Origin of the sequence: Arthrobacter sp. B3I4, assembly GCF_030816855.1 — a bacterium.
Taxonomy (GTDB): Bacteria; Actinomycetota; Actinomycetes; order Actinomycetales; family Micrococcaceae; genus Arthrobacter.
Genome location: NZ_JAUSYK010000001.1, coordinates 79,365 through 98,647 on the forward strand (window position 1 = coordinate 79,365; position 19,283 = coordinate 98,647).

16 protein-coding genes, 1 tRNA gene, 1 pseudogene and 1 riboswitch are annotated in these 19,283 nt (G+C 67.7%); of the genes and pseudogenes, 6 read left to right on the forward strand and 12 right to left on the reverse strand.

Annotated features, from left to right (window positions below; genetic code table 11):
• Positions 1–83: 83 nt before the first annotated feature.
• The 3 genes from QFZ61_RS00350 to QFZ61_RS00360 form a co-directional block, all read right to left on the reverse strand.
• Positions 84–1,619, reverse strand: coding sequence for a bifunctional diguanylate cyclase/phosphodiesterase (locus tag QFZ61_RS00350; protein ID WP_307032279.1), 1,536 nt, complete (start codon positions 1,617–1,619; stop codon positions 84–86).
• On the reverse strand, positions 1,609–2,199 hold the full coding sequence (locus QFZ61_RS00355) for a hypothetical protein (protein WP_307032281.1): 591 nt from the start codon (positions 2,197–2,199) through the stop codon (positions 1,609–1,611). Before QFZ61_RS00355 ends, QFZ61_RS00350 begins: the two co-directional genes overlap by 11 nt.
• 276 nt (positions 2,200–2,475) lie before the next feature.
• Positions 2,476–3,282 carry a DUF998 domain-containing protein gene (locus tag QFZ61_RS00360; RefSeq protein WP_307032283.1) on the reverse strand — a complete coding sequence of 269 codons (807 nt, stop codon included), beginning with the start codon at positions 3,280–3,282 and terminating at the stop codon, positions 2,476–2,478.
• Positions 3,283–3,368: 86 nt separating this feature from the next.
• On the opposite strand from QFZ61_RS00360, the gene QFZ61_RS00365 reads away from it, so the two are divergent.
• The 3 genes and pseudogenes from QFZ61_RS00365 to QFZ61_RS00375 all read left to right on the forward strand — a co-directional run bounded on the left by QFZ61_RS00365 (position 3,369) and on the right by QFZ61_RS00375 (position 4,444).
• Positions 3,369–3,441 (forward strand) — tRNA-Arg (locus tag QFZ61_RS00365).
• A 52-nt stretch (positions 3,442–3,493) separates the two neighbouring features.
• A pseudogene (locus tag QFZ61_RS00370) lies at positions 3,494–3,904 on the forward strand (DUF6314 family protein); the annotation flags it as partial.
• Positions 3,905–4,009: 105 nt separating this feature from the next.
• Complete coding sequence (locus tag QFZ61_RS00375) at positions 4,010–4,444, forward strand: NUDIX domain-containing protein (RefSeq protein WP_307037933.1); 435 nt, start codon at positions 4,010–4,012, stop codon at positions 4,442–4,444.
• Here QFZ61_RS00375 and QFZ61_RS00380 read toward each other — a convergent pair.
• Both QFZ61_RS00380 and QFZ61_RS00385 read right to left on the reverse strand, forming a co-directional pair.
• Positions 4,441–6,354, reverse strand: a complete 1,914-nt coding sequence (locus tag QFZ61_RS00380) for an ABC transporter ATP-binding protein (RefSeq protein ID WP_307032285.1) — start codon at positions 6,352–6,354, stop codon at positions 4,441–4,443. The genes QFZ61_RS00375 and QFZ61_RS00380 overlap by 4 nt on opposite strands.
• On the reverse strand, positions 6,351–8,024 hold the full coding sequence (locus QFZ61_RS00385; RefSeq protein ID WP_307032286.1) for an ABC-F family ATP-binding cassette domain-containing protein: 1,674 nt from the start codon (positions 8,022–8,024) through the stop codon (positions 6,351–6,353). Before QFZ61_RS00385 ends, QFZ61_RS00380 begins: the two co-directional genes overlap by 4 nt.
• A gap of 226 nt (positions 8,025–8,250) precedes the next feature.
• Here QFZ61_RS00385 and QFZ61_RS00390 point away from each other — a divergent pair, with 226 nt between their 5' ends.
• The 3 genes from QFZ61_RS00390 to QFZ61_RS00400 are packed head-to-tail and all read left to right on the forward strand — an operon-like array spanning position 8,251 to position 10,490.
• Positions 8,251–8,997, forward strand: coding sequence for a hypothetical protein (locus QFZ61_RS00390; RefSeq protein ID WP_307032287.1), 747 nt, complete (start codon positions 8,251–8,253; stop codon positions 8,995–8,997).
• A complete protein-coding gene (locus tag QFZ61_RS00395) occupies positions 8,994–9,743 on the forward strand; it encodes a hypothetical protein (RefSeq protein WP_307032289.1) in 750 nt (249 codons plus the stop codon). Before QFZ61_RS00390 ends, QFZ61_RS00395 begins: the two co-directional genes overlap by 4 nt.
• 12 nt (positions 9,744–9,755) lie before the next feature.
• Complete coding sequence (locus tag QFZ61_RS00400; RefSeq protein ID WP_307032290.1) at positions 9,756–10,490, forward strand: hypothetical protein; 735 nt, start codon at positions 9,756–9,758, stop codon at positions 10,488–10,490.
• Positions 10,491–10,746: 256 nt separating this feature from the next.
• Here the strand turns inward: QFZ61_RS00400 and QFZ61_RS00405 are convergent, their stop codons facing one another.
• The 7 genes from QFZ61_RS00405 to QFZ61_RS00435 all read right to left on the reverse strand — a co-directional run bounded on the left by QFZ61_RS00405 (position 10,747) and on the right by QFZ61_RS00435 (position 18,799).
• A complete protein-coding gene (locus QFZ61_RS00405; protein ID WP_307032292.1) occupies positions 10,747–13,773 on the reverse strand; it encodes a glycoside hydrolase family 38 C-terminal domain-containing protein in 3,027 nt (1,008 codons plus the stop codon).
• Positions 13,774–13,876: 103 nt separating this feature from the next.
• Positions 13,877–14,746 (reverse strand): formate dehydrogenase accessory sulfurtransferase FdhD, encoded by an 870-nt coding sequence (gene fdhD, locus QFZ61_RS00410; RefSeq protein ID WP_307032294.1) that lies wholly within the window; start codon positions 14,744–14,746, stop codon positions 13,877–13,879.
• An 88-nt stretch (positions 14,747–14,834) separates the two neighbouring features.
• Positions 14,835–16,199 (reverse strand): molybdopterin molybdotransferase MoeA, encoded by a 1,365-nt coding sequence (locus tag QFZ61_RS00415; protein WP_307032296.1) that lies wholly within the window; start codon positions 16,197–16,199, stop codon positions 14,835–14,837.
• On the reverse strand, positions 16,196–16,483 hold the full coding sequence (locus tag QFZ61_RS00420) for a DUF6457 domain-containing protein (protein WP_307032298.1): 288 nt from the start codon (positions 16,481–16,483) through the stop codon (positions 16,196–16,198). Before QFZ61_RS00420 ends, QFZ61_RS00415 begins: the two co-directional genes overlap by 4 nt.
• Positions 16,480–17,214, reverse strand: coding sequence for a molybdenum cofactor guanylyltransferase (locus QFZ61_RS00425; protein WP_307032300.1), 735 nt, complete (start codon positions 17,212–17,214; stop codon positions 16,480–16,482). Before QFZ61_RS00425 ends, QFZ61_RS00420 begins: the two co-directional genes overlap by 4 nt.
• A gap of 67 nt (positions 17,215–17,281) precedes the next feature.
• Positions 17,282–17,782 (reverse strand): HNH endonuclease, encoded by a 501-nt coding sequence (locus QFZ61_RS00430; RefSeq protein ID WP_307032302.1) that lies wholly within the window; start codon positions 17,780–17,782, stop codon positions 17,282–17,284.
• A 219-nt stretch (positions 17,783–18,001) separates the two neighbouring features.
• A complete protein-coding gene (locus QFZ61_RS00435; RefSeq protein WP_307032304.1) occupies positions 18,002–18,799 on the reverse strand; it encodes an NlpC/P60 family protein in 798 nt (265 codons plus the stop codon).
• Positions 18,800–19,063: 264 nt separating this feature from the next.
• Positions 19,064–19,257: riboswitch (cyclic di-AMP (ydaO/yuaA leader) on the reverse strand.
• Positions 19,258–19,283: the final 26 nt, after the last annotated feature.

The following is a 19,283-nucleotide window of genomic DNA, read 5'->3' on the forward strand; positions in this document are numbered from 1 at the left end:
ACCGGATTCAACTCCGGTCCCCGCCCTTTGTCGTAACTCGGAGGCATGCCGTTACAGCCGTCGTACGACGCCCGCACTAACAGCTACTGCGAAACGTGCCAATGCTCGCTGACCAGGGCCTCAATCGCCTCCGCGGCCGCCGGGCGCCCGAAGTAATACCCCTGGCCGCTGGCGCATCCCAGCCGGACAAGTTCCTCGGCCTGCTCGGCCGTCTCGATACCTTCGGCCACCGCTGTGAGTCCGCAGGCGTGGATCAGGTGCAGCACGGCCTCGACGAACCGGCCCTGTTCCTCATCTGTTCCCAGTCCGTCAATCAGGCTCCGGTCGATCTTGACGACGTTCACCGGGAGCCGCCGCAGGTAGCTGATGGACGAGTAGCCGGTCCCGAAGTCGTCGATCTCGAGCTGCACGCCAAGCTGGCGCAATCCGCTGAGTGAGTACTTGTCGACGTCGCCGCCCGTAACGGCCATGGACTCCGTCAGTTCGATGATGAGGTTTGACGCGTCCACACCGGTCTCGCGGAGGATGTCCTGGACGTGCTCGATCAGTTCAAGGTTCTGCAACTCGGTAGTGGAGATGTTGACCCTGACCGTGAATTCACTCTCCAGCGGCAGCCGGTCCTGCCAGTCGCGCAGCTGGCGGACCGCATTGCGCAGCACCCAGTGGCCCAGCTCCACGATCATTCCGGTCTCTTCGGCCAGCGGAATGAACTCATCCGGCATCAGGAGCCCGCGTTCGGGGTGGTTCCAGCGCACCAGCGCCTCAACGCCCTCGATCCGTCCGCTGGCCAGCTCCACCACGGGCTGATAATGCAGCGTCAGCTGGTCTTCGTTGATGGCTCTGCGCATCTCGGTGACCATCAGGCTCTGCAATCTGCGGGCGTACAGCAGCGCCGGCTCGAAAATCTTGATCCCGCTGTGCGGCTGGGCCTTGGCGGCATACATGGCCGTGTCCGCTTCCATCACCAGGTCGTCAACGGACTGTCCCGGCTCGGCGACGCGCACTCCGATGCTGCTGCCGCAGGTGATCCGGAGGTCACCGATCTCCAGGCTCTCGCTCAGCGCCCGGAGGATCCGGTTGGCGACCCGCCGGGCACGCACAAGGTTCGATTTGGGCAGCATGACGGCGAACTCGTCGCCGCCCAGCCGCGCCACGGTGTCGGTGACCCGGACGGCTTCCTGGAGCCGGCGGGCAATGACGCGCAGCACGTCGTCGCCCGCGCTGTGTCCCAGCGTGTCGTTGATGCCCTTGAACGAATCGAGGTCGAGAATCAGCAGCGCGGGCGGCAGCTCGCCGCGCAGGGTCTCATCGAGTGCGTGGCTGAGCACCGCGTTCAGCGCGGTCCGGTTCGCCAGCTGGGTCAGCGGATCGGTCAGTGCCATCCGTTCCAGCTCGACCTGCGCCTCGCGGAGCATGGCGGTCCGGCTCTCGACCCGCTCCTCGAGCTCCTGGTAAATGGTCTGCAGGTCATCGGCCATCAGATTGATGCCTGCGATGACGGCGGCGACGTCGTCGCGTGCCCCGGAGTGCGGGATCCTGGTGCTCAGATCGCCGCTGGCAATCCGGACGATGCCCTCCACCAGGTTGTGCAGGCGCGGGTCTGGAACATCACTTTTCACTCGTGTAAGGCCTTAACCATTCAAGGGCTGCTGTCCGTGAGCTGAAGAACTCGGCCGGAATCGATTCGGTCCGCGAGCGCAGCAGATAGTGCGCGATCACGCGGTCCACCGGGCTCTCCCCCACCAGGGCGAAGGCTGCCGCGGCAATGGAACCGGCGTAGACCTGGCGGGCTTCCACGCTGACGCCGACCACACCGGAAATGACCAACAGGACCGCCATCCGCTTGCCGTTGGCGAGCGCCCGGACGGCCGCGCCGGCCGCCCGGGCCTCCGGACCTTCAATCTCACGGTTCGGCGGCAGTGCGACTTCGATGACACCGCACTGAAGTAGCCGGACGTCGATGACTGGGGCGCCGGTCAACTCAGCGCCGGCCACCTCCGCACCAGCCACCGCCACGTCGGCGGCGCTGGGTCCGGTCAGCCCAAGCTCGGCCTCCAGCCGCGCCAGGTCCGGCTTCGTCACGGTGAGCTCCAGTGCAGGCACGGACGACGGCGGCGCCTCTGCGTCAGGCGCTGCGGTGGGGGCTTGCACTTGTTCCGGGAGCCGGCCCTCCGGCGCGGCCGGCGCTTCGACCGTCACCGGGAAGCCGTCCGACGTCGGGCCGTGCGGGGCGGAGGCCCGCTCTTGGAGTCGCGGAAGAAAGTCGCTGCCTGGTCCGGCACAACTAGTTGTTCAGACATTTGTCCCCAAGACTACAAAGTCGGCGATTCGGCGTGCGCTGTAGCAAATTCCTGCACGAGGCACCGGACCATTCCGGCGAATGCCCCCATAGTAGTCCAACCCGGCTTCTGAATGAGACATAAGACACCAGTGGTTTCTTCACGAAGTCTCCCCGGGTCGTTTAGCGCCCCCGGCTCACCTTGCCGGAGCGGAAGGTCCTGCCGAACGGGCGGAACTCGCCTGCAGGCGCATCGTCTTCTGCACCCCGCGCTCCTGCCGCACGCGTTGGGCGACGACGAGCCCCACCGCAGCGGTGCCGATGGTGATGGGGTAACCCATCAACCGCTCGAGGGTGCCCGGTTCCGGCACCTGCATTCCCGTCACCCCGCCGGTGGCGAGCGCAGCCAGGGAAACCACGCCGCAGGCCAAGATAAACCAGCCCAACGGCGTCTGGGCTCGCCACAACCAGCCGAGCAGCAACAGGGCCAGGCCGCCGGCGGCGAAAAACATCAGGGCGCCCACCACGTGCCAGCCGGAGCCGGCATCCTCCGGCACCAGCCCCACCACCACCGTCCCCGCTCCCGCCGTCACGGTCAGCGCGCGGGCAGCAAACGCCGAGGCCGACGCCGGGCGTTTCCCCGGTGCGAGGGCAAGCCGGACGCCGGCCCGGGCCGCGATCCCCACCACGGTGGAACTCAGCAGGAGCGCCCCGACCATCATGCCGATCCCCTGGACCACGAAGGAGGCGTTCATCAGCAGGTGCGCCGGCGAGCAGACATCGCGGCCGGAGAAAACCCCGCAGCCCACGGCGCCCAGATCGCTGATGTAGCCGGTGCGCCGGCTGTACGGCTCCGGGCCCGCCCACGCCCCGATCACCGCCGCCTCGGCAACGAAATACTGCAGCACACTCAGTTTCGCGAGCGCTCCGGCGTAGAACCGCGTGGAGGCCACGTCAGGGATGTAAATGAGCTCGCGGGGAACCGCCGGTGCAGAGGCTGTCATGCCAAGAGCGTAGTACGGGCCCTCACCTTGTATGCTGGTATCCGTGTCCGGAGGGGCCGGCCGACGGCCGACCACCCAGCACGCCCGCCCTCGTAGCTCAGTGGATAGAGCACGGCTCTCCTAAAGCCGGTGTCGTTGGTTCGATTCCAATCGAGGGCACTTGGACACCCAAACGCCAGGCCCCGGCGATCACCGTGAACAGCCCCTCGGGTTGCGCGACTACCTGGCGGGGTCCTGGGACGTGGCCCGCACCATGCTGGACCGGGCCACCGGAAGCCGCGGCAACTTCACCGGCGTCGTACGTTTCACCGAAACCGACGACGGCGGCCTCAGGTTCCGTGAAGAAGGCACCGTTTTGTGGAACCCCGCCGGTGGCACCCCCTTCACCGGGCCAGCGAATCGCGAATATCTGCTCCGGCCCTCGGCCGCGCCGGACACGATGGACATGTTCTTCGCCGACGGCCGCCCCTTCCACCGGATGGGTTTCGCCGACCAAACCAGCCAGGACAGCCACTGGTGCGACCCCGACACCTACGCCGTCAGCTACACCCGGTCCGGCCCGGACGAATTCCGCTACCGCTGGGACGTTCAAGGCCCGGCCAAAGATCTCCTGCTCGAATCCGTTCTGCGCCGGCTCCCGGCACCCGCCACCGCCCCGAGTGGCCGGACGGCTCCGCAAGCTCTAACGGCTCCGCAGGACCCCACCGCTGCGTCAAGAAACCCCCGCATTGTGGTCTCCGCCGTCTGCGTTTATGACCCCGCCGGACGCCTGCTCACTGTCCGCAAGCGCGGCACGGACAAGTTCATGCACCCGGGCGGCAAGCCCGAGCCCGGGGAGACCGCTGCCCAGGCCGCTTCCCGGGAACTCCAGGAAGAAGTCGGCATCATCGTGCCGCCCGGGGACCTGCTGCCGTTCGGCAAGTGGCTGGCGGAGGCGGCCAACGAAGCCGAAACCCAGATCGAGGCGACGGTGTTCACCGCGCCAGGCAGCTGGACCGCGCACCCCTCCGCCGAGATCGCCGAAATCCGCTGGCTGGATCTTGGTGCCGGCCTCCCGGACGACCTGGCGCCGCTGCTCACGGACCACGTGCTCCCGCTGCTGGGCGCGCCGCGGACGCCGCGGGAACCGCGGGAACCTCGGGACTCGCCGGACCGGGACTAGAGCTCCGGCAGTGCCTCGGCCGCCACCGCTGTTGCCTCGGCGAACTGGGTGCGGTACAGCTCGGCATAGCGGCCGTCTGCGGCGAGCAGCTCGTTGTGCGTGCCGCGCTCCACGATCACGCCTCCCTCAACCACCAGGATCGCGTCGGCAGCGCGGACGGTGGAGAGACGGTGCGCGATCACGACGGCGGTACGGCCTTCCAGCGCCGCGCCCAGCGCCTCCTGCACGGCGGCCTCATTGGTCGAATCAAGTGCGGCCGTGGCCTCGTCGAGGATCACGACGCGGGGCTGCGCAATGAGCAGGCGGGCGATGGTGAGCCGCTGGCGTTCCCCGCCCGAGAGCCGGTAGCCGCGCTCCCCCACCACGGTGTCCAGCCCGTCCGGCAAGGACCGGATCATGTCCTCAAGCCGTGCCTGCCGCAGCACGTCCCACATCAGCTCCTCGCTCGCGCCCGGGCGCGCCAGGCGCAGGTTGGAGGCGATGCTTTCGTGGAAGAGGTGGCCGTCCTGGGTGACCATGCCCAGGGTCTGCCGCATCGAATCGAAGGTGAGGTCCCGGACGTCCACGCCCGTGCCGGGCTCCAGGCCGCCGAAGCGGACGGCACCGGAATCGACGTCGTACAGCCGCGAAAGCAACTGGGCGATTGTCGACTTGCCCGCGCCGGAGGACCCGACGAGGGCCACCGTCTGGCCCGGTTCCACCCGGAAGCTGATGCCGTGCAGCACTTCCTCACCGCCGCGGGTGTCCAGGGTGGAGACGTCCTCGAGGGAGGCGAGGGAGACCTTGTCCGCCGCCGGGTAGGAGAACCGGACGTTGTCGAACTCCACCGAAAGCGGCCCGCGCGGCGACTCGACTGCGTCGGGTTTTTGCTGGATCAGCGGCGTGAGGTCCAGGATCTCGAAGACGCGCTCGAAGCTGACCAGGGCGCTCATGATTTCCACCCGCGCGTTGGAGAGCGCAGTGAGCGGGGCGTAGAGCCGGGTGAGCAGCAGGGCCAGCACGACGACGTCGCCCGCGGCGAGCTGTCCCGCCAGGGCCAGCCAGCCGCCCAGGCCGTAAACCAGTGCAAGGGCCAGCGCGGACACCAGAGTCAGAGCCGTGACGAAGGTGAACTGCAGCATGGCGGTGCGGACGCCGATGTCCCGCACCCGGCCGGCGCGCAGGGCAAACTCGCGGGACTCTTCGTCCGGGCGCCCGAAGAGTTTGACGAGGGTGGCGCCGGGGGCGGAGAACCGCTCGGTCATCTGGGTTCCCATGGTGGCGTTGTGCTCGGCGGCCTCGCGGCGCAGCTCTGCCAACCGGGATCCCATCCGGCGGGCAGGGATGAGAAAGATCGGCAGCAGGATCATGGCCAGCACGGTCACCAGCCAGGACTTGTTCAGCATGACCACGAGCGTGAGCACCAGTGCCACCACGTTGCTGACCACCCCGGAGAGGGTGCCGGCGAACGCGGACTGCGCCCCGATCACGTCGTTGTTCAGCCGGCTGACCAGGGCGCCCGTGCGGGTCCGGGTGAAGAATGCGATCGGCATTTTCTGCACATGGTCGAACACCTTGGTGCGCAGGTCCAGGATCACGTCTTCACCGATGGTGGAGGACAGCCAGCGCGTCACCAGTCCCAGCCCCGCTTCGGCCACTGCCACGATCGCGATCAGCACGGCGAGCCAGATGACGGTCCCGGCGTCGGCTTTCGCGATGATCGCGTCCACCACCTGGCCGGCGAGCACCGGCGTTGCGACCGCCAGGACGGCCATGACGATGGAGAGCAGCACGAAGGCGATCAGCCGGCTCCGGTGCGGCCGGGCGAAGCCGAACACGCGCTTGAGAAGCTCCTTGGAGAACGGCTTGGAGCCGTTGGAGGCGCGGGTGATGTTGTAGAGGGAGCTCCAGGCAACCCGGTCCATGCTCATTTGTTGGTGCCTTTCGGGGCGTTATTGGCGCCCAGCAGTTCGGTGACGACGCCGTCGACGACGTTCCAGCGCACGTCGAGACGCACGTTCTCCAGCAAACGGCGGTCGTGGGTGACCAGCAGCAGGGCGCCCTCGTAGCTGTCCAGGGCCTCCTCGAGCTGCTCGATGGCCGGCAGGTCCAGGTGGTTGGTGGGCTCGTCGAGGACCAGCAGGTTCACGCCCCGGGCCTGCAGCAGCGCCAGCGCCACCCGGGTCCGTTCGCCGGGTGAGAGTGAATCGACCGGCCGGCCGGTGTGGTCGGCTTTGAGACCGAATTTGGCCAGCAGGGTGCGGACTTCCGCCGGAGTCAGGTCGGTTAGGACGGCTTCGACGCCGTCGGCGAGTTTCAGGTGCCCTGCCAGCAGGCCACGTGCCTGATCGATCTCCCCGACCGCCACCGAGGCGCCCCTTGAGGCGTTCCCGGAATCCGGCTGCTGGACCCCCAGCAGCAGGCGCAGCAGGGTCGACTTGCCCGCCCCGTTGGGTCCGGTGATACCGATCCGCTCGCCGGCATTGAGCTGCAGGTTCACCGGCCCGAGCGTGAAGTCCCCCTGGTGCACGACGGCGTCCCGCAACGTCGCGACAACAGCGCTGGAGCGGGGCGCCGCACCGATGCTGAACTGCAGCTGCCACTCCTTGCGCGGTTCCTCGACTTCCTCGAGCCGCGCGATCCGCGATTCCATCTGCCGGACCTTCTGGCCCTGCTTCTCAGAGGATTCGGTGTTGGCGGCGCGGCGGATCTTGTCATTGTCCGGGCTTTTCTTCATGGCGTTACGGACGCCCTGGGAGCTCCATTCGCGCTGCGTGCGCGCCCGGGAAACCAGATCCGCCTTGGTGTTGGCGAACTCCTCATAGCGTTCACGGGCGTGCCGGCGGGCCACCGCGCGTTCTTCCAGATAGGCCTCGTAGCCGCCGTCGTAAACCGCGACGGCGTTCTGGGCGAGGTCCAGCTCCACGACGGTCGTGACGCAGCGCGCCAGGAACTCGCGGTCGTGCGAGACCAGCACGGCGCCGCCGCGCAAGCCGTGCACGAAGGCCTCCAGCTTGGCCAGCCCGTTGAGGTCGAGGTCGTTGGTCGGTTCGTCCAGCAAGACGAGGTCAAAACGGCTCAGCAGCAGAGCCGCGAGCGCCACGCGGGCGGCCTGGCCGCCGGAGAGTCCGGTCATCGCCGCGTCCGGGCCGACCTCGAGGCCAAGGTCCGCCAGCACCGGCGGAATCCGCTCTTCCAGATCCGCGGCGCCGGAGGCCATCCAGCGGTCAAAGGCAAGGGAGTACGCGTCGTCAGAGCCGGGGGCGCCGGTTCCTAGGGCCTCTGCGGTGGACTCCATGTCCGCCGTCGCCTGGGCACAGCCGGTGCGCCGAGCGATATAGCCGGCCACCGTCTCGCCGTCAATCCTTTCGTGCTCCTGGGGCAGCCAGCCGACGAAGGCATCCGCGGGGGTCAGGCTTACGGTGCCCTCCTGCGGCCGGTCGACGCCGGCGAGCAGCCGCAGCAGCGTGGACTTGCCGGCGCCGTTGGCGCCGACGACGCCGACGACATCGCCGGGTGCGACGGTGAGGGACAGTCCGGAGAAGAGGGTGCGGTGGTCGTGACCACCGGAAAGGTCCTTGGCAACAAGGGTTGCAGTCATTAGTCCATTCTCTCACCGGGGCCACAACAGGCTGTGGCAGGGCAATCTGGCCGGGCAAGATGCGCCGGAAACGGCCCGAATACGGCCGGGCATGAAAGAACCCGCCGGTCCGGACTTGGGGGGTGTACGGACCAACGGGTTCGACCAACTAGCATAGTTGAAGAAGACGAGAAGGTACAACCGAAGCCAGCCCGCTCTTTGGCTCAATGACGCAGGAAGCCCCTAGATGCCCTTACCCGCTAAGGCGTTCCAACACTGGCTTCACAGTGTCGCGCCCGCGATGAGCACCGCTGACATCTGCCGCATTTCCGGCGTCAAGCGCACCACCTTGGCGCAGCAGCTGGTGCGCGGCAAGGTTGCAGAGTCGTCCGTCGTGAGCATCAGCCGCGCGCTGGGGCTGAACCCGGTGGATATGCTCTCCACGTTTGACAGCTATGCCGACTTGGCGGGCCAGTCCTGCCCTCCCACGGCGGCGGAACTGGTCAGCCAGATCTCAACGATGGACTTGCTCCGCGCCGTAATATCCCGTTCGGCGCCCGCGTACGGGGGGTACGGGGACCAGGGCAGTGCGTTGACGCCGGCTTTGGGCCCTGCCCCGCACGCCACGTCAGTGCGGAACTGGGTGGACGCGGTCGACGACGGCGAGCTGCGGCACCGGGTGTCGATGGCGACCGGGATCGCCCCGCAGAACTACTCGGCGCAGTTGACCGCCAACCGGCTCTCCCCGGAGCTAGCGGTGGCGACCGCGAGGGCGGCGGGCGTGGGATTCACCGGGGGGTTGGTCGCCACGGGGCTGGTAACGGAATCCGAAGCCGGGTGGGCACCTGAGGCAAAGCAGGCCGCCCTGGACGCCCTGTCGGACGGTGAACTGACCGCGTTGGCCGGCGACCGGCTGCAGGCCCTCGGCAGGACACTGCGCCGGCAGGAACAGGAACAAGCACAAACCGAAATGATCTGGGAGAACCTGGGATGATTGCGATCCTGCAATGGACCACGCTTGCGGTTTGCGGTGTACTCGCCGCGGCCCGGATTCCGAGCGCTCTCCGCGGTGAGAGCAGGCTGATGTTTGGCATCCTGTTGCTGATGACCCTGGCGATCCTGCTCAGCATCCAAGGCCCCTACCTCGCTATTGACCAGGCGCTGGGGGGCATCAACCTCGCGAACCTTGCACTCCGCTTCATCATCTTCGGCGCCATTTTGATGGTGGGAGTCCGGGTGGCGAGGGGCTTTGGTGCTCAAGAGGCCTTGAGGCTCATCACGGGTAGGCCCGGCTTGGTGGCGCTGGCCGTTACCGGCGCCGCCGTGGTGCTGACCTTCCTGATGATGGACACGGCGGGTTCTTCTGCCGGGCTGGAGGGCGTCTTCGCGAAGGACGCCCGCAACGCCTCCCTGGTGGAGTATTACGGCGCCGCGGGACGGCTTTACCCGGCTTACGTCTCGCTGGTCCTGCTCCCCACCATGATTCGTGTTGTCCGGGGCAGTCTGCCCGCCCTTATCCGTGCGGCGGCGGCCTTGCTGTCCGTAGGAGCGGTGGCCATCGCATTGAGCCTGCTGTCTCCGGTGGTTCCTCCCGGGATGGGTTTCCTGCGCTTCATCGTCAACTACACCGCCGTCCTCTGCTACGTACTGGGACTGGCCCTGATCTGGGTTGCCAAACTGCGGGCGCACGCACTGCCGCGCCGGTGGAAATCAAATGCCGCGGGCGCAACCCCGGACTAGGAAGGCAGCATCATGCCAGTCCTCGAGTGGGGCACGCTCGCCGTTTGCTGCATCGCCTTGCTCGTCCGCGCCCCGGATGTCCTGCGGGGACGCAACCGGATAGTTTTTTGGATTCTGTTTCTCGCCACGCTGTGCAGTTTGTTGAGCATCCCGGGACCATATGCTGCACTCGATGCCGCCTTGGGCGGATGGAACCTGACAAACCTTGTCCTACGCTTCATTGTTTTCGGCATGATCTTTCTGGTGGCGCTGCGGCTCACCAAAGGACTCGGCGCCGTGCGGGTCCGGCAACTGATTACGGGCACCGGCGGCCGCTGGGCAGCGGCCGCCGGCTCTCTGGCGGTGACGGCGGTGTTCTTGCTGATGGACACGCGGGGTCCCTCTGCGGGGCTGGAGGCTCTGGCGGACGGTGACGCCAGGAACGCCGCCCTCGTTCCGCTCTACGCAGCGGCCGGCCGCAGCTATCCGGCCTTCATTTCCTTGGTCCTGCTCCCTCCCTTGCTGGCAACAATATTGGCGCCGCTGCCGCGCCTCGTCCGGGCCGGCGCGGCGCTCACCCTCGCCGGAGCCGTCGCGGCCATCGCCGGGGTGCCGGCGTCGTTTCTCCCGGGTGCGTGGGACGCGGGCCGGCAAATAATCAACTTCTCGGCAGTGCTCGGCTACGTCCTGGGGCTGCTTCTCTTCTGGCTCTCCGGCTACGTCGCCCGCCGGACGCATAACGCTCCGACAACGTTACGCAAAAAATAAGACAATCCGTTCACAAAATCATTAGAGCGTGAGAGAATCATGATTGTGTGAAGGCGCTGGCCGGTTCCGTGAATGGGGATTCAGTCTTAGGGAGTCCGGAGACGCGTTTGAACGCCATTGGGGGGATGAGTGGTAGCGGTCCGGAAGGACCGCTCCCACTCAGCCTGTTTAAGCGCCGTTCCGCTCAATCCCCGTTTTCAGGGTGTTCCCCGCTGTGTGGCTGCGCCGGCTCCGTTGGCCCCGGTCCGCACCAACGTTAGCGGGAAAACCTCAGGGTCAGCAGCTGGAACGGCCGCAGCGTCAAAGCCGGCGACACCCCGGTGTACCGCACACCGGGCGCTTCAACCGGCCGCTCCAGCAGGTCGACGCTCCACACGTCCGCCGCCTCGAAATTAACGGACACCACCCCGGCCGAGCGTTCTCCGAGGGACTCGTAGAGCCGGACGACCACGTCGCCGGAGCCGTCTTCCGCGAGTTTGACAGCCTCAATTACCAGGGCCGGGTTGGAAACGCTGAACAGCGGTTCCACTCCGTGGTTTCCCTTGACCGCACGCGGGGCGAGGTTTGTGCGGTAGCCCTCCTCAACGGCGTCGGCGATACTCGCACCGGGCCGGACCGTAACTGTCAGCTCGTGCTGCCCGCGGTCGGTGTTCGGGTCGGGAAACTGCGGCGCGCGCAGGAGTGAAACCCGCACTGTGGTGGTCGTGCCGCCGTCGAGGTCGCGGACATTGCGGGTGACGTCGTGGCCGTAGCTGGCGGCGTTGGAGACCGCGACGCCGTAGCCCGGCTCTGCCACGTGGATCCAGCGGTGCGCGCAGATCTCGAACTTGGCCGCCTCCCAGGAGGTATTGACGTGGGTTGGCCGGAATACGTGGCCGAACTGCGTCTCCGCTGCGGAACGATCCGCCCGCACGTCGAAGGCGAATCCGAGCTTGAGCAGCTTCTGGCGTTCCTGCCAGTCCACGGCGGTGGAAATCTCCAGGGAGGGCGCTCCCGGGGCCAGCCGGATCCGTTGGGTGACAGGCGAGCCGCCGGCGAACCGTTCCACCACGACGACGGCGGCGTCGCCGTCGCGTTCCAGTGTCACCGAGCGGGCCTGGACCAGCGCCGAAACGTTGCGCCGGTAAAACGCGTCAAGGTCCCAGGCGTCCCACTCGTTCGGTGTGTCCCGGTGCAGTTCGAGAAGGTTGCCAAACCCGCCCGGAGCGATCGCTTCCCGGCCGCTGCGGTGGTCTTGGAGCGAGACCAGGAGCCCGTCGGCGTTTAGCGTGGCGCGGATCAGGCCGTTGTCCAGGACGAAGCCGCCACCCTGGACCGCGCCCGAGTGCACCGGCACGGAGCTGTTGACGGGCTCCGCGGCGGCGAGGGCAGGCACCCCAAATCGGGGATGCGGAGCGGCGTTCAGCAGGAATTGCCGGTCGCCCTCGCCCAGCAGCGCCGCGGCGGCTTCGGCGATGATCGCCTCCAGCTGGCGGGCGACGGCGGCGTAGTTCCGCTCGGCATCCCGGTGGACCCAGGCAATGGCGCTTCCGGGCAGGATGTCATGGAATTGCTGCAGCAACACCAGCCGCCAGAGCCGCTTAAGCTCCGCGGCCGGGTAGGGCGCGCCCACCCGGACAGCCGCGGTGGCGCACCACAGCTCCGCTTCCCGCAACAGGTGTTCGCTGCGCCGGTTGCCCCGCTTGGTGTTGGCCTGGCTGGTGTAGGTGCCGCGGTGGAGTTCGAGGTACATTTCGCCCACCCAGACCGGAAGGTTGGGGTACTCCTCCTCGGCGCGGGTGAAGAAGTCCGCTGCGGAGCCGAGCCGGACCCGGGGGGAGCCTTCCAGGTCCGCGGTGCGGCGCGCGGCGGCCAGCATTTCCCGGGTGGGGCCGCCGCCGCCGTCGCCGTAGCCGAACGGCAGCAGCGACATGGTGCCGCGGCCGTGGTCGCGGTAGTTGCGTTCGGCGTGGGCGAGTTCCCGGCCGCTGATTTCTGAGCTGTAGGTGTCCACCGGGGGAAAGTGCGTGAAGAGCCGGGTGCCGTCAATTCCTTCCCAGTGGAACGTGTGGTGCGGCATCCGGTTCACCTGGTTCCAGGAAATCTTCTGGGTCAGGAACCAGCGGCTCCCGGCGGCCTTGACGATCTGCGGCAGCGCCGCCGAGTAGCCAAAGGTGTCCGGCAGCCAGGCCTCCCGGCATTCGACGCCGAATTCGGCCAGGAAGAAGCTCTTGCCCTCAAGGAACTGGCGCGCCATGGCTTCTCCGCCGGGCATGTTGCTGTCAGCTTCGACCCACATGCCGCCCACCGGGACGAACTGGCCGGTTTTCACCTTTTCCTTGATGCGCCCGAACAGCTCCGGGTAGTACTCCTTCATCCAGGCAAGCTGCTGGGCCGAGGAGCAGGAGAAGACGAAGCCGGGGTCATCGTCCATGAGCGCGACGACGTTGGCGAAGGTCCGCGCGCATTTGCGGATGGTCTCGCGGACCGGCCACAGCCACGCGGAGTCGATGTGCGCGTGGCCGGTCGCCACCAGCTGGTGTGCGGAGGCGTAGGCGGGCCGGGCCAGCACCTCCGCGAGCGCCGCCCGCCCCGCGGCGGCCGTGCCGGGTACGTCGTCGGGGTCCAGAACATCCAGCATCCTTTCCAGGGCGCGGAGGATTTCGTGCCGGCGGGGCAGCTCCATTGGCAGTTCGTGCATCAGCCCGCTCAGCGTCCAGATGTCCTGGTGCAGCTCCCAGACCGTCTGGTTGAGCTCGGCGATCACGATGCTGCCGAGCCGGTATCTGGGTTCTTCGCCGGACGTCGCCTTGTCGCCGTCGGGCGTCGCCGCGAAGGTCCATCCCTGGGACAGGTCCGGGTTCGCGGCCGCCTCGACGTAGAAGTCCACGGACATACCGCTGCCTAAGAGTTTCAGCGGGACGTACTGGTTCCGGGGCGAGATGGCTTTGATCACCGTCCCGTCCGGGCGCCAGGCGATCCCTTCGCATTGGAAGCCGGGAAGGTCGCCGCCGAAGCCCAGGTCCACGAGAATCTCGACGGCGGTGTCCGCGGTGCTGCCCCAGGAATCCGGTACCTCGCCCTGCAGCCGGAGCCATTTCGTGCTCCAGGGCTTCCCCCAGGGCGCCCCGTGCTCAAGAGGTGTGAACTGCTGGCGGAGCGCTTCCAGGACGGGCACCGGCTCATCCGGAGCATCCCAGCTGCTCAGCGCGAGGGGAATGCGGCGGGGGTACACCGCCGGAACGATGCGTTCGCGCAGAAAGCGGTCCAGCCGGACTTCCGTGAGACGGCGGTCGTCGTGCAATGTGATCCTCTTAGCGCTGGTGCGGGCGGGCCGGAGGCGGGCCTTGGCTCCAGCCGTTGGGGAAGAATCTACGCGGACCGCACCGCTTTAGCCACCACCTGTCCTAGCTGATTGCTGCCGGCACGCCGATCCGTTCATGACCGGCGTAGACGTTCAAGGTAGTCCCACGGCTGAACCCGGCAAGCGTCATACCGCTGGCCTCAGCGAGTTCGACCGCCAGGCTGCTGGGAGCACTGACGGCAGCCAGGACGGGAATGCCGGCCAGCGATGCCTTCTGCACCAGTTCAAACGACGCCCGTCCGGAGACCTGGAGGACGGTGCATGTCAGCGGCAGCAGCCCCTCCCGGAGCGCCCACCCCACCACCTTGTCCACCGCGTTATGCCGGCCGACGTCTTCACGCAGACACAGCAGTTCCGCGGCGCCGTCGTCGGAAATCCGGAACAAAGCTGCGGCGTGGACGCCGCCGGTAACGTCGAAGACCGCCTGGGCTTCGCGCAGCTTATCCGGCAGCGAGGCCAGCGTTTCCACCGGCACGGTCAGCCGGTCTTGGGCCGGGCTGAAGTGTGAGGATTTGCTCACGGCCTCGATGGAGTCTGTCCCGCAGATCCCGCACGAACTGGAGGTGAAGAAGTTACGCCCGGTCTCGGGCCGGACGACGTCGGGGCGCAGCTGCGCCTCCACGACGTTGAACGTCTGGACGCCGTCTTCATCCTCACCGGCGCAGAACCGCAGCGAGACGAGTTGGTCCGCCGACCAGATCACACCCTCCGAGACCAGGAACCCCGCGACGAGGTCGAAATCGTTGCCCGGGGTCCGCATGGTGACGGAGTAGGAGAGGTTGCCCAGCCTGATTTCGAGCGGTTCTTCAACCGCCAGCACGTCTTCCCGGTACCGGACCGGGAACTCCAGGGCCTGCGGCGAGCCGTCGAGGACAAATTTGTGCAGCTTGCGTCGCTGTGTCAAGCGGCCCATGGGAACTCCTTATTAGCATTGCGAGTGGGTCCGGCCGCCTGCCGGGGGCCGGGTGCCCCTCAATTCATTCTGAACCTCTGCCGGCGGGTCAGCCAAGCAGGCCGCTCCAGTCGACCGGGCCATCCGCGGCCGGTTTCCGCGAGGTACGCTTCGCGGCCGGTTTCGCCGGGGCTTTCGCGGCAGCCGGTTCCGGCAAGGCGGCGCCCCACGGCAGGGCGAAGGCCGGCACCGGCTCCCCCAGCTGCACACCGTGCGGTGGGACTACCAGGATGCCGTCGGCCGCGGCCAGTCCGCGCATCATGCCCGGGCCGGTGTGTTGCGCCGGCGACGCCATGCCGTAGAGCATACGGAACGGCATCAGCCGGGTCCTGCCCGGATCCGGATCGATCAGGGTTCCGCAGGGCACCTCGGTCACCGGAGGCAGGGTCCGGTGGTCCAGCGCGGCCAGCAGCGGGCCGCCGATCGTGGACAGCGCCATCATGGCCGCGAGCGGGTTTCCAGGCAGTCCGATGACGAAGCGCCCATCCGGCAGTTCGGCGAGCACCGCCGGGTGGCCCGGGCGCATAGCGATGCCGTCGATCAGCAGCCGGCCGCCAAGTTTCGTGACCGTGCGCCGGAGGTGGTCGGTGCCGGATTTTCCTGTGCCGCCGGTGGTGATGACGACGTCGGCAGGCAGCGTCTCGGGGGCGTCGGCGTCGATGTCCTCGAGGGCGGCGAGCCATTCCGCGTCGCTGTCCCCGATCTTGACCTCCCCGGCGCTGATCCCGCCGAGCATCTCTACGACGGCGGCCAGCTGCGGACCAAAAGTGTCCCGCACCTCGCCGGGAAGGGGCACACCGCTGCTGACGACCTCGGAGCCAGTGAGCACGAGGCGGACGACCGCCTTGCCGAGGACCGGCAGCGCGTCATGCCCGGCGAGCGCGGCCAATGCCAGGTGCGCGGGGTTAAGCACGGTGCCTGCCTTGATTAGTACGTCACCCTCGCCGGCTTCCTCCGCGGCTTTGCGGATGTGTTGACCGTTGCGCGGCTCCCCGGGCTTGGCCGCGCCGCCCAGTTTCAGCACCGGCAGTCCGTCCTCATCTTCCCCGATAACGCCGCTTTCACTGCGGAGCACTGCTTTGGCGCCCGGGGGGATCAGTCCCCCGGTGACAATCGGGCTGGCCTGGCGCGGGGCCAACCGCTGACCCGGTTCAGCGAGGATCCAGGGCCCGCTGCCATTGACAGCCCACCCGTCCATAGCGGAGGAAGCGTAATGCGGCATGTCGTGCAGGGCCACGACGTCCTCCGCCAGCGTCCGTCCCAGCGCATGGCGGAGCGGAACCGGCGCTGGCAGGATGGGCGCGGCGCAGTCGAAGGAGAGCTGCCGGGCCTCCTGCCAGGTGTGGGCGAGATGCCGGTGCGGCGCCTGTTCCGGGCCAGCGCCGATACTGCCGTCAGGTGACCCGGGCGTCATGCCCCGGAGGCCTCGGAGGCGCCGTAGTCCTTGGCCAGTTTCCGGGCCACCGCCATGGCTGCCCTCATCGAAGCGTCGTCCGGTGCCTGGCCGGAACCAGAGGCCAGGCCGGCGGCGAAGCCAGCGATGAAGGTGGTCAGCGGCGCGGCCGGACGGACGATGGAGTGGGCGGCCACGCCGGCCAGCCCCAGCACTTCGTTGATGTCGACGTCGACGTCTTCCAGCTCCAGGGCCTGGAGCAGCGCGCGGCACCAATCTTCGAGCGTTTCATCCTGGCTCTTCACGGCATGCCTCCCAAGTCGTTTACGGCCCCTGGCCCACCGGACCGGCGTGAGCCGGTCGTCGATACCCCCAAGGCGGAGGCGTCATCCCATGTGTCCACGTCATCGGTGGAGCCGGGCGGAACCGGGACCGTCCGCAGGTCAAGACTAGCAAGCAGGGCGAAGACAGATCCGCCCTGAAGCTCGCCGCGTCGTGCCGCCCCGTCGACGGCCCGTTGTAGCGCGGCTGTGCTATAAAGTCCCACCAGGGGCTGGGTGCGGCCGTCCGCCGAGACCGCCACTGCCCCCTCGAGCGGCGTCGGCGGCCCAGCGTCTGCCAGGGGCGGGCCGTCCAGCGGCGCGGGCGGGCCGGCATCTGCCCTACTACCGACGTCGTTTGCCATGGTTTCGAGCAGGGAAGGAATGGCGTCCGCGACCATCGGCATGTCGCAAGCGATCACGAGCGTCCGGGGCGCCGGACCGTCAGCGGCACTTTGCGCTGCTCCGGCTAAGGCAGCAAGCCCGGCCGCAATGGCAGCAGCGGGGCCGCCAAAAGGAGGGTCTTCACGGCATCGGAGCACGGCCGGGGGCAGCGTGACGGTGCCGGGTCCCACAACAACGCTCCGGCGGGCACCGCTGGCTGCCTGCAGGGAGCGTTCGAGCAGGGTCTGCCCGTGCAGGACCAGTTGGGCTTTGGGCACACCGCCGAGCCGGGAGGACCTGCCTCCGGCGAGGATTACGGCATCAAACGGCACCTACCCAGCCTAGCCGTACCGGCACCTCGCTGTTCGCAGGGCCGGCCGTACTGACGGGCACAGCGGGCTAGTGCGCCGACTCGGGGAGCAGGAAGGGGTCCCAAGCCGGCGTCGGCTTCTCCAGTTCCTTGATCTGCCAGATCGTGCCTTTGGGCGGGCCGGGAACAAAGCCGAGCCGCCACCCCATCTCCGCGGGGGTATGGTCCCCCTTGGCGTTGTTGCAGTGCAAGCAGGCTGCGACCAGGTTTTCCCAGGAGTCAGCGCCGCCCCGGGACTTGGGCTGGACATGGTCGATAGTGTGGGCTGCTTTGCCGCAGTAGGCGCAGCGGTGGTTGTCGCGGCGCAGCACTCCCCTGCGGCTGACGGCCGTGAGGATGTTGTAGCGCGGCCGGATGTACCGGTTGAGCAGGATCACACTCGGGCGGCCCAGGATCTCCTGGGGCCCGACGACCGGGTCGTCGCCTTCGGCCAGCACGCTGGCCTTTCCGGTCAGGACAAGGACCAGCGCCCGGCGGAAGGTCACCACCGCTAGCGGTTCATATCCAGCATTCAGAACAAGAGTGCGCATCCGCATACCTCTTCACGGCCGCACCCGCCAGGGGCACGAGGGCCGGCTGCCCTCTGCATGGTCGGGCTATGATCGACACCACAAGAGTAAACACCGGAAGCCCGGATTGCCGAATTTTTCTTCCGGGCCCTGCGGCGGCCGGGAGGCCCGCGAACGCGAAAGACCCCCACCGGAAGGCAGGGGTCTTTCGCGTTATCACGGCAGTTGCCGCGGGGAGTCCTAGCCGCCGACGCGGATGAAGACCGGGCCGGAACCAACGTTGACGCTGTACAGCGCGGTGGTGCCGCCGTTCCAGCCACCGTGGACGGCCATGCCGTTGCCGACATAGACAGCGATGTGGGCCATGCCCATGCCGCCGTTCTGGTAGTAGGCAAGGTCGCCCGGCTGCGCTTCGGCGGCGCTCACGGTGCGGCCCAGGGACAGGTAACCTGCCGGCCAGCCGTGGTAGTTGACGCCGACGGCGGCCAGCGCGTTGGTGGCCAGCATGGTGCAGTCCTGCGAGACACCGATCTGGGCGTAGGCGGCGGCGGCGATGGAGGCGCCCATGCCGCTGACAGCAGCCGGAGCCTTGGTTGCCAGGGAGGCGGTCGTTGCGGTGCCGGTGGAAGCGGCAGTTCCAGCTGCAGTTGCAGCGGCGGCGGGTGCAGCGGCCTCAGTTGCGGCGGGTGCTTCCTTGACCTCGACGACGGGCTTGGGTGCCTCGACGACGGGGGCCGGCGCGGTGGTCACGGCAGGCTTCTCGTAGGAGATAGCGATGGTGGAAGCCGCGGAAATCGTGGCCGGCGCGGTGGACTGAACTTCCATGGCGGAAGCGGAGGTCGATTCACGCTGAACGTTGGTCTCGGCAGCGTTGGCCGCGATACCGCTGGTCAGGACCAGGCCCGAGGCTGCAGCGATAACCGCAGCCTGGCGACCCATACCACCGGCGTTGTCGCCGACGGCCTTAGCAATGACAGCCAGCGAGTTGGTCTTCGTGACCTCGGCGCGGTGGCGTGCAATGGTTGCACGAGTAGTCATTCAGTTCTCTCTTTCGTGATCCTTGTGTCCGCGCTGATTGCAGGCGGGACTGAGGACGCTCCGGCATCTTGGGGGTACGCCGGATCGCCCCGAAACGGGTTTCTTTAGCGAAGGGTGTACTGCGAAGACGCGCCAAAAGCAGGAACTGCAGTGCATAGTCCAGTCCGGGCGCCGGAAAGGGCAGCGCGGAGCATGGAGTTCAGCGGGCTCGACTGAGCCTCGCCGGCGCGAAAACGCGCAGCATTGTGGCGTGAAGACACGAAAGTAGCCTCTCCCAATGCCTACGAGGTGAGCTGTCGGATTCGGATGGGAGTCACCCGGCCGCGCTGCTTCCTGGGAAGCTTTGCGACTTAACCCCTAGGTCTTCTTGCGAAGACCAAAATTGGTTCCCCCGCCCCTGCCAGACGATGTCATGCGAACGGACCTTGAGCGGTGGCAGAGTTAGGCAATCCACTCAAGAGCGCCAACTTCGGTGAAGTTGGCG

Coding starts and splice junctions, on each gene's coding strand:
- QFZ61_RS00360 (WP_307032283.1), bottom strand. CDS start 3,282: ATGACAGCCTCTGCACCGGCGGTTCCCCGCGAGCTCATTTACATCCCT.
- QFZ61_RS00380 (WP_307032285.1), bottom strand. CDS start 6,354: ATGAGCATGGACCGGGTTGCCTGGAGCTCCCTCTACAACATCACCCGC.
- QFZ61_RS00385 (WP_307032286.1), bottom strand. CDS start 8,024: ATGACTGCAACCCTTGTTGCCAAGGACCTTTCCGGTGGTCACGACCAC.
- QFZ61_RS00390 (WP_307032287.1), top strand. CDS start 8,251: ATGCCCTTACCCGCTAAGGCGTTCCAACACTGGCTTCACAGTGTCGCG.
- QFZ61_RS00395 (WP_307032289.1), top strand. CDS start 8,994: ATGATTGCGATCCTGCAATGGACCACGCTTGCGGTTTGCGGTGTACTC.
- QFZ61_RS00400 (WP_307032290.1), top strand. CDS start 9,756: ATGCCAGTCCTCGAGTGGGGCACGCTCGCCGTTTGCTGCATCGCCTTG.
- fdhD (WP_307032294.1), bottom strand. CDS start 14,746: ATGGGCCGCTTGACACAGCGACGCAAGCTGCACAAATTTGTCCTCGAC.
- QFZ61_RS00415 (WP_307032296.1), bottom strand. CDS start 16,199: ATGACGCCCGGGTCACCTGACGGCAGTATCGGCGCTGGCCCGGAACAG.
- QFZ61_RS00430 (WP_307032302.1), bottom strand. CDS start 17,782: ATGCGCACTCTTGTTCTGAATGCTGGATATGAACCGCTAGCGGTGGTG.
- QFZ61_RS00435 (WP_307032304.1), bottom strand. CDS start 18,799: ATGACTACTCGTGCAACCATTGCACGCCACCGCGCCGAGGTCACGAAG.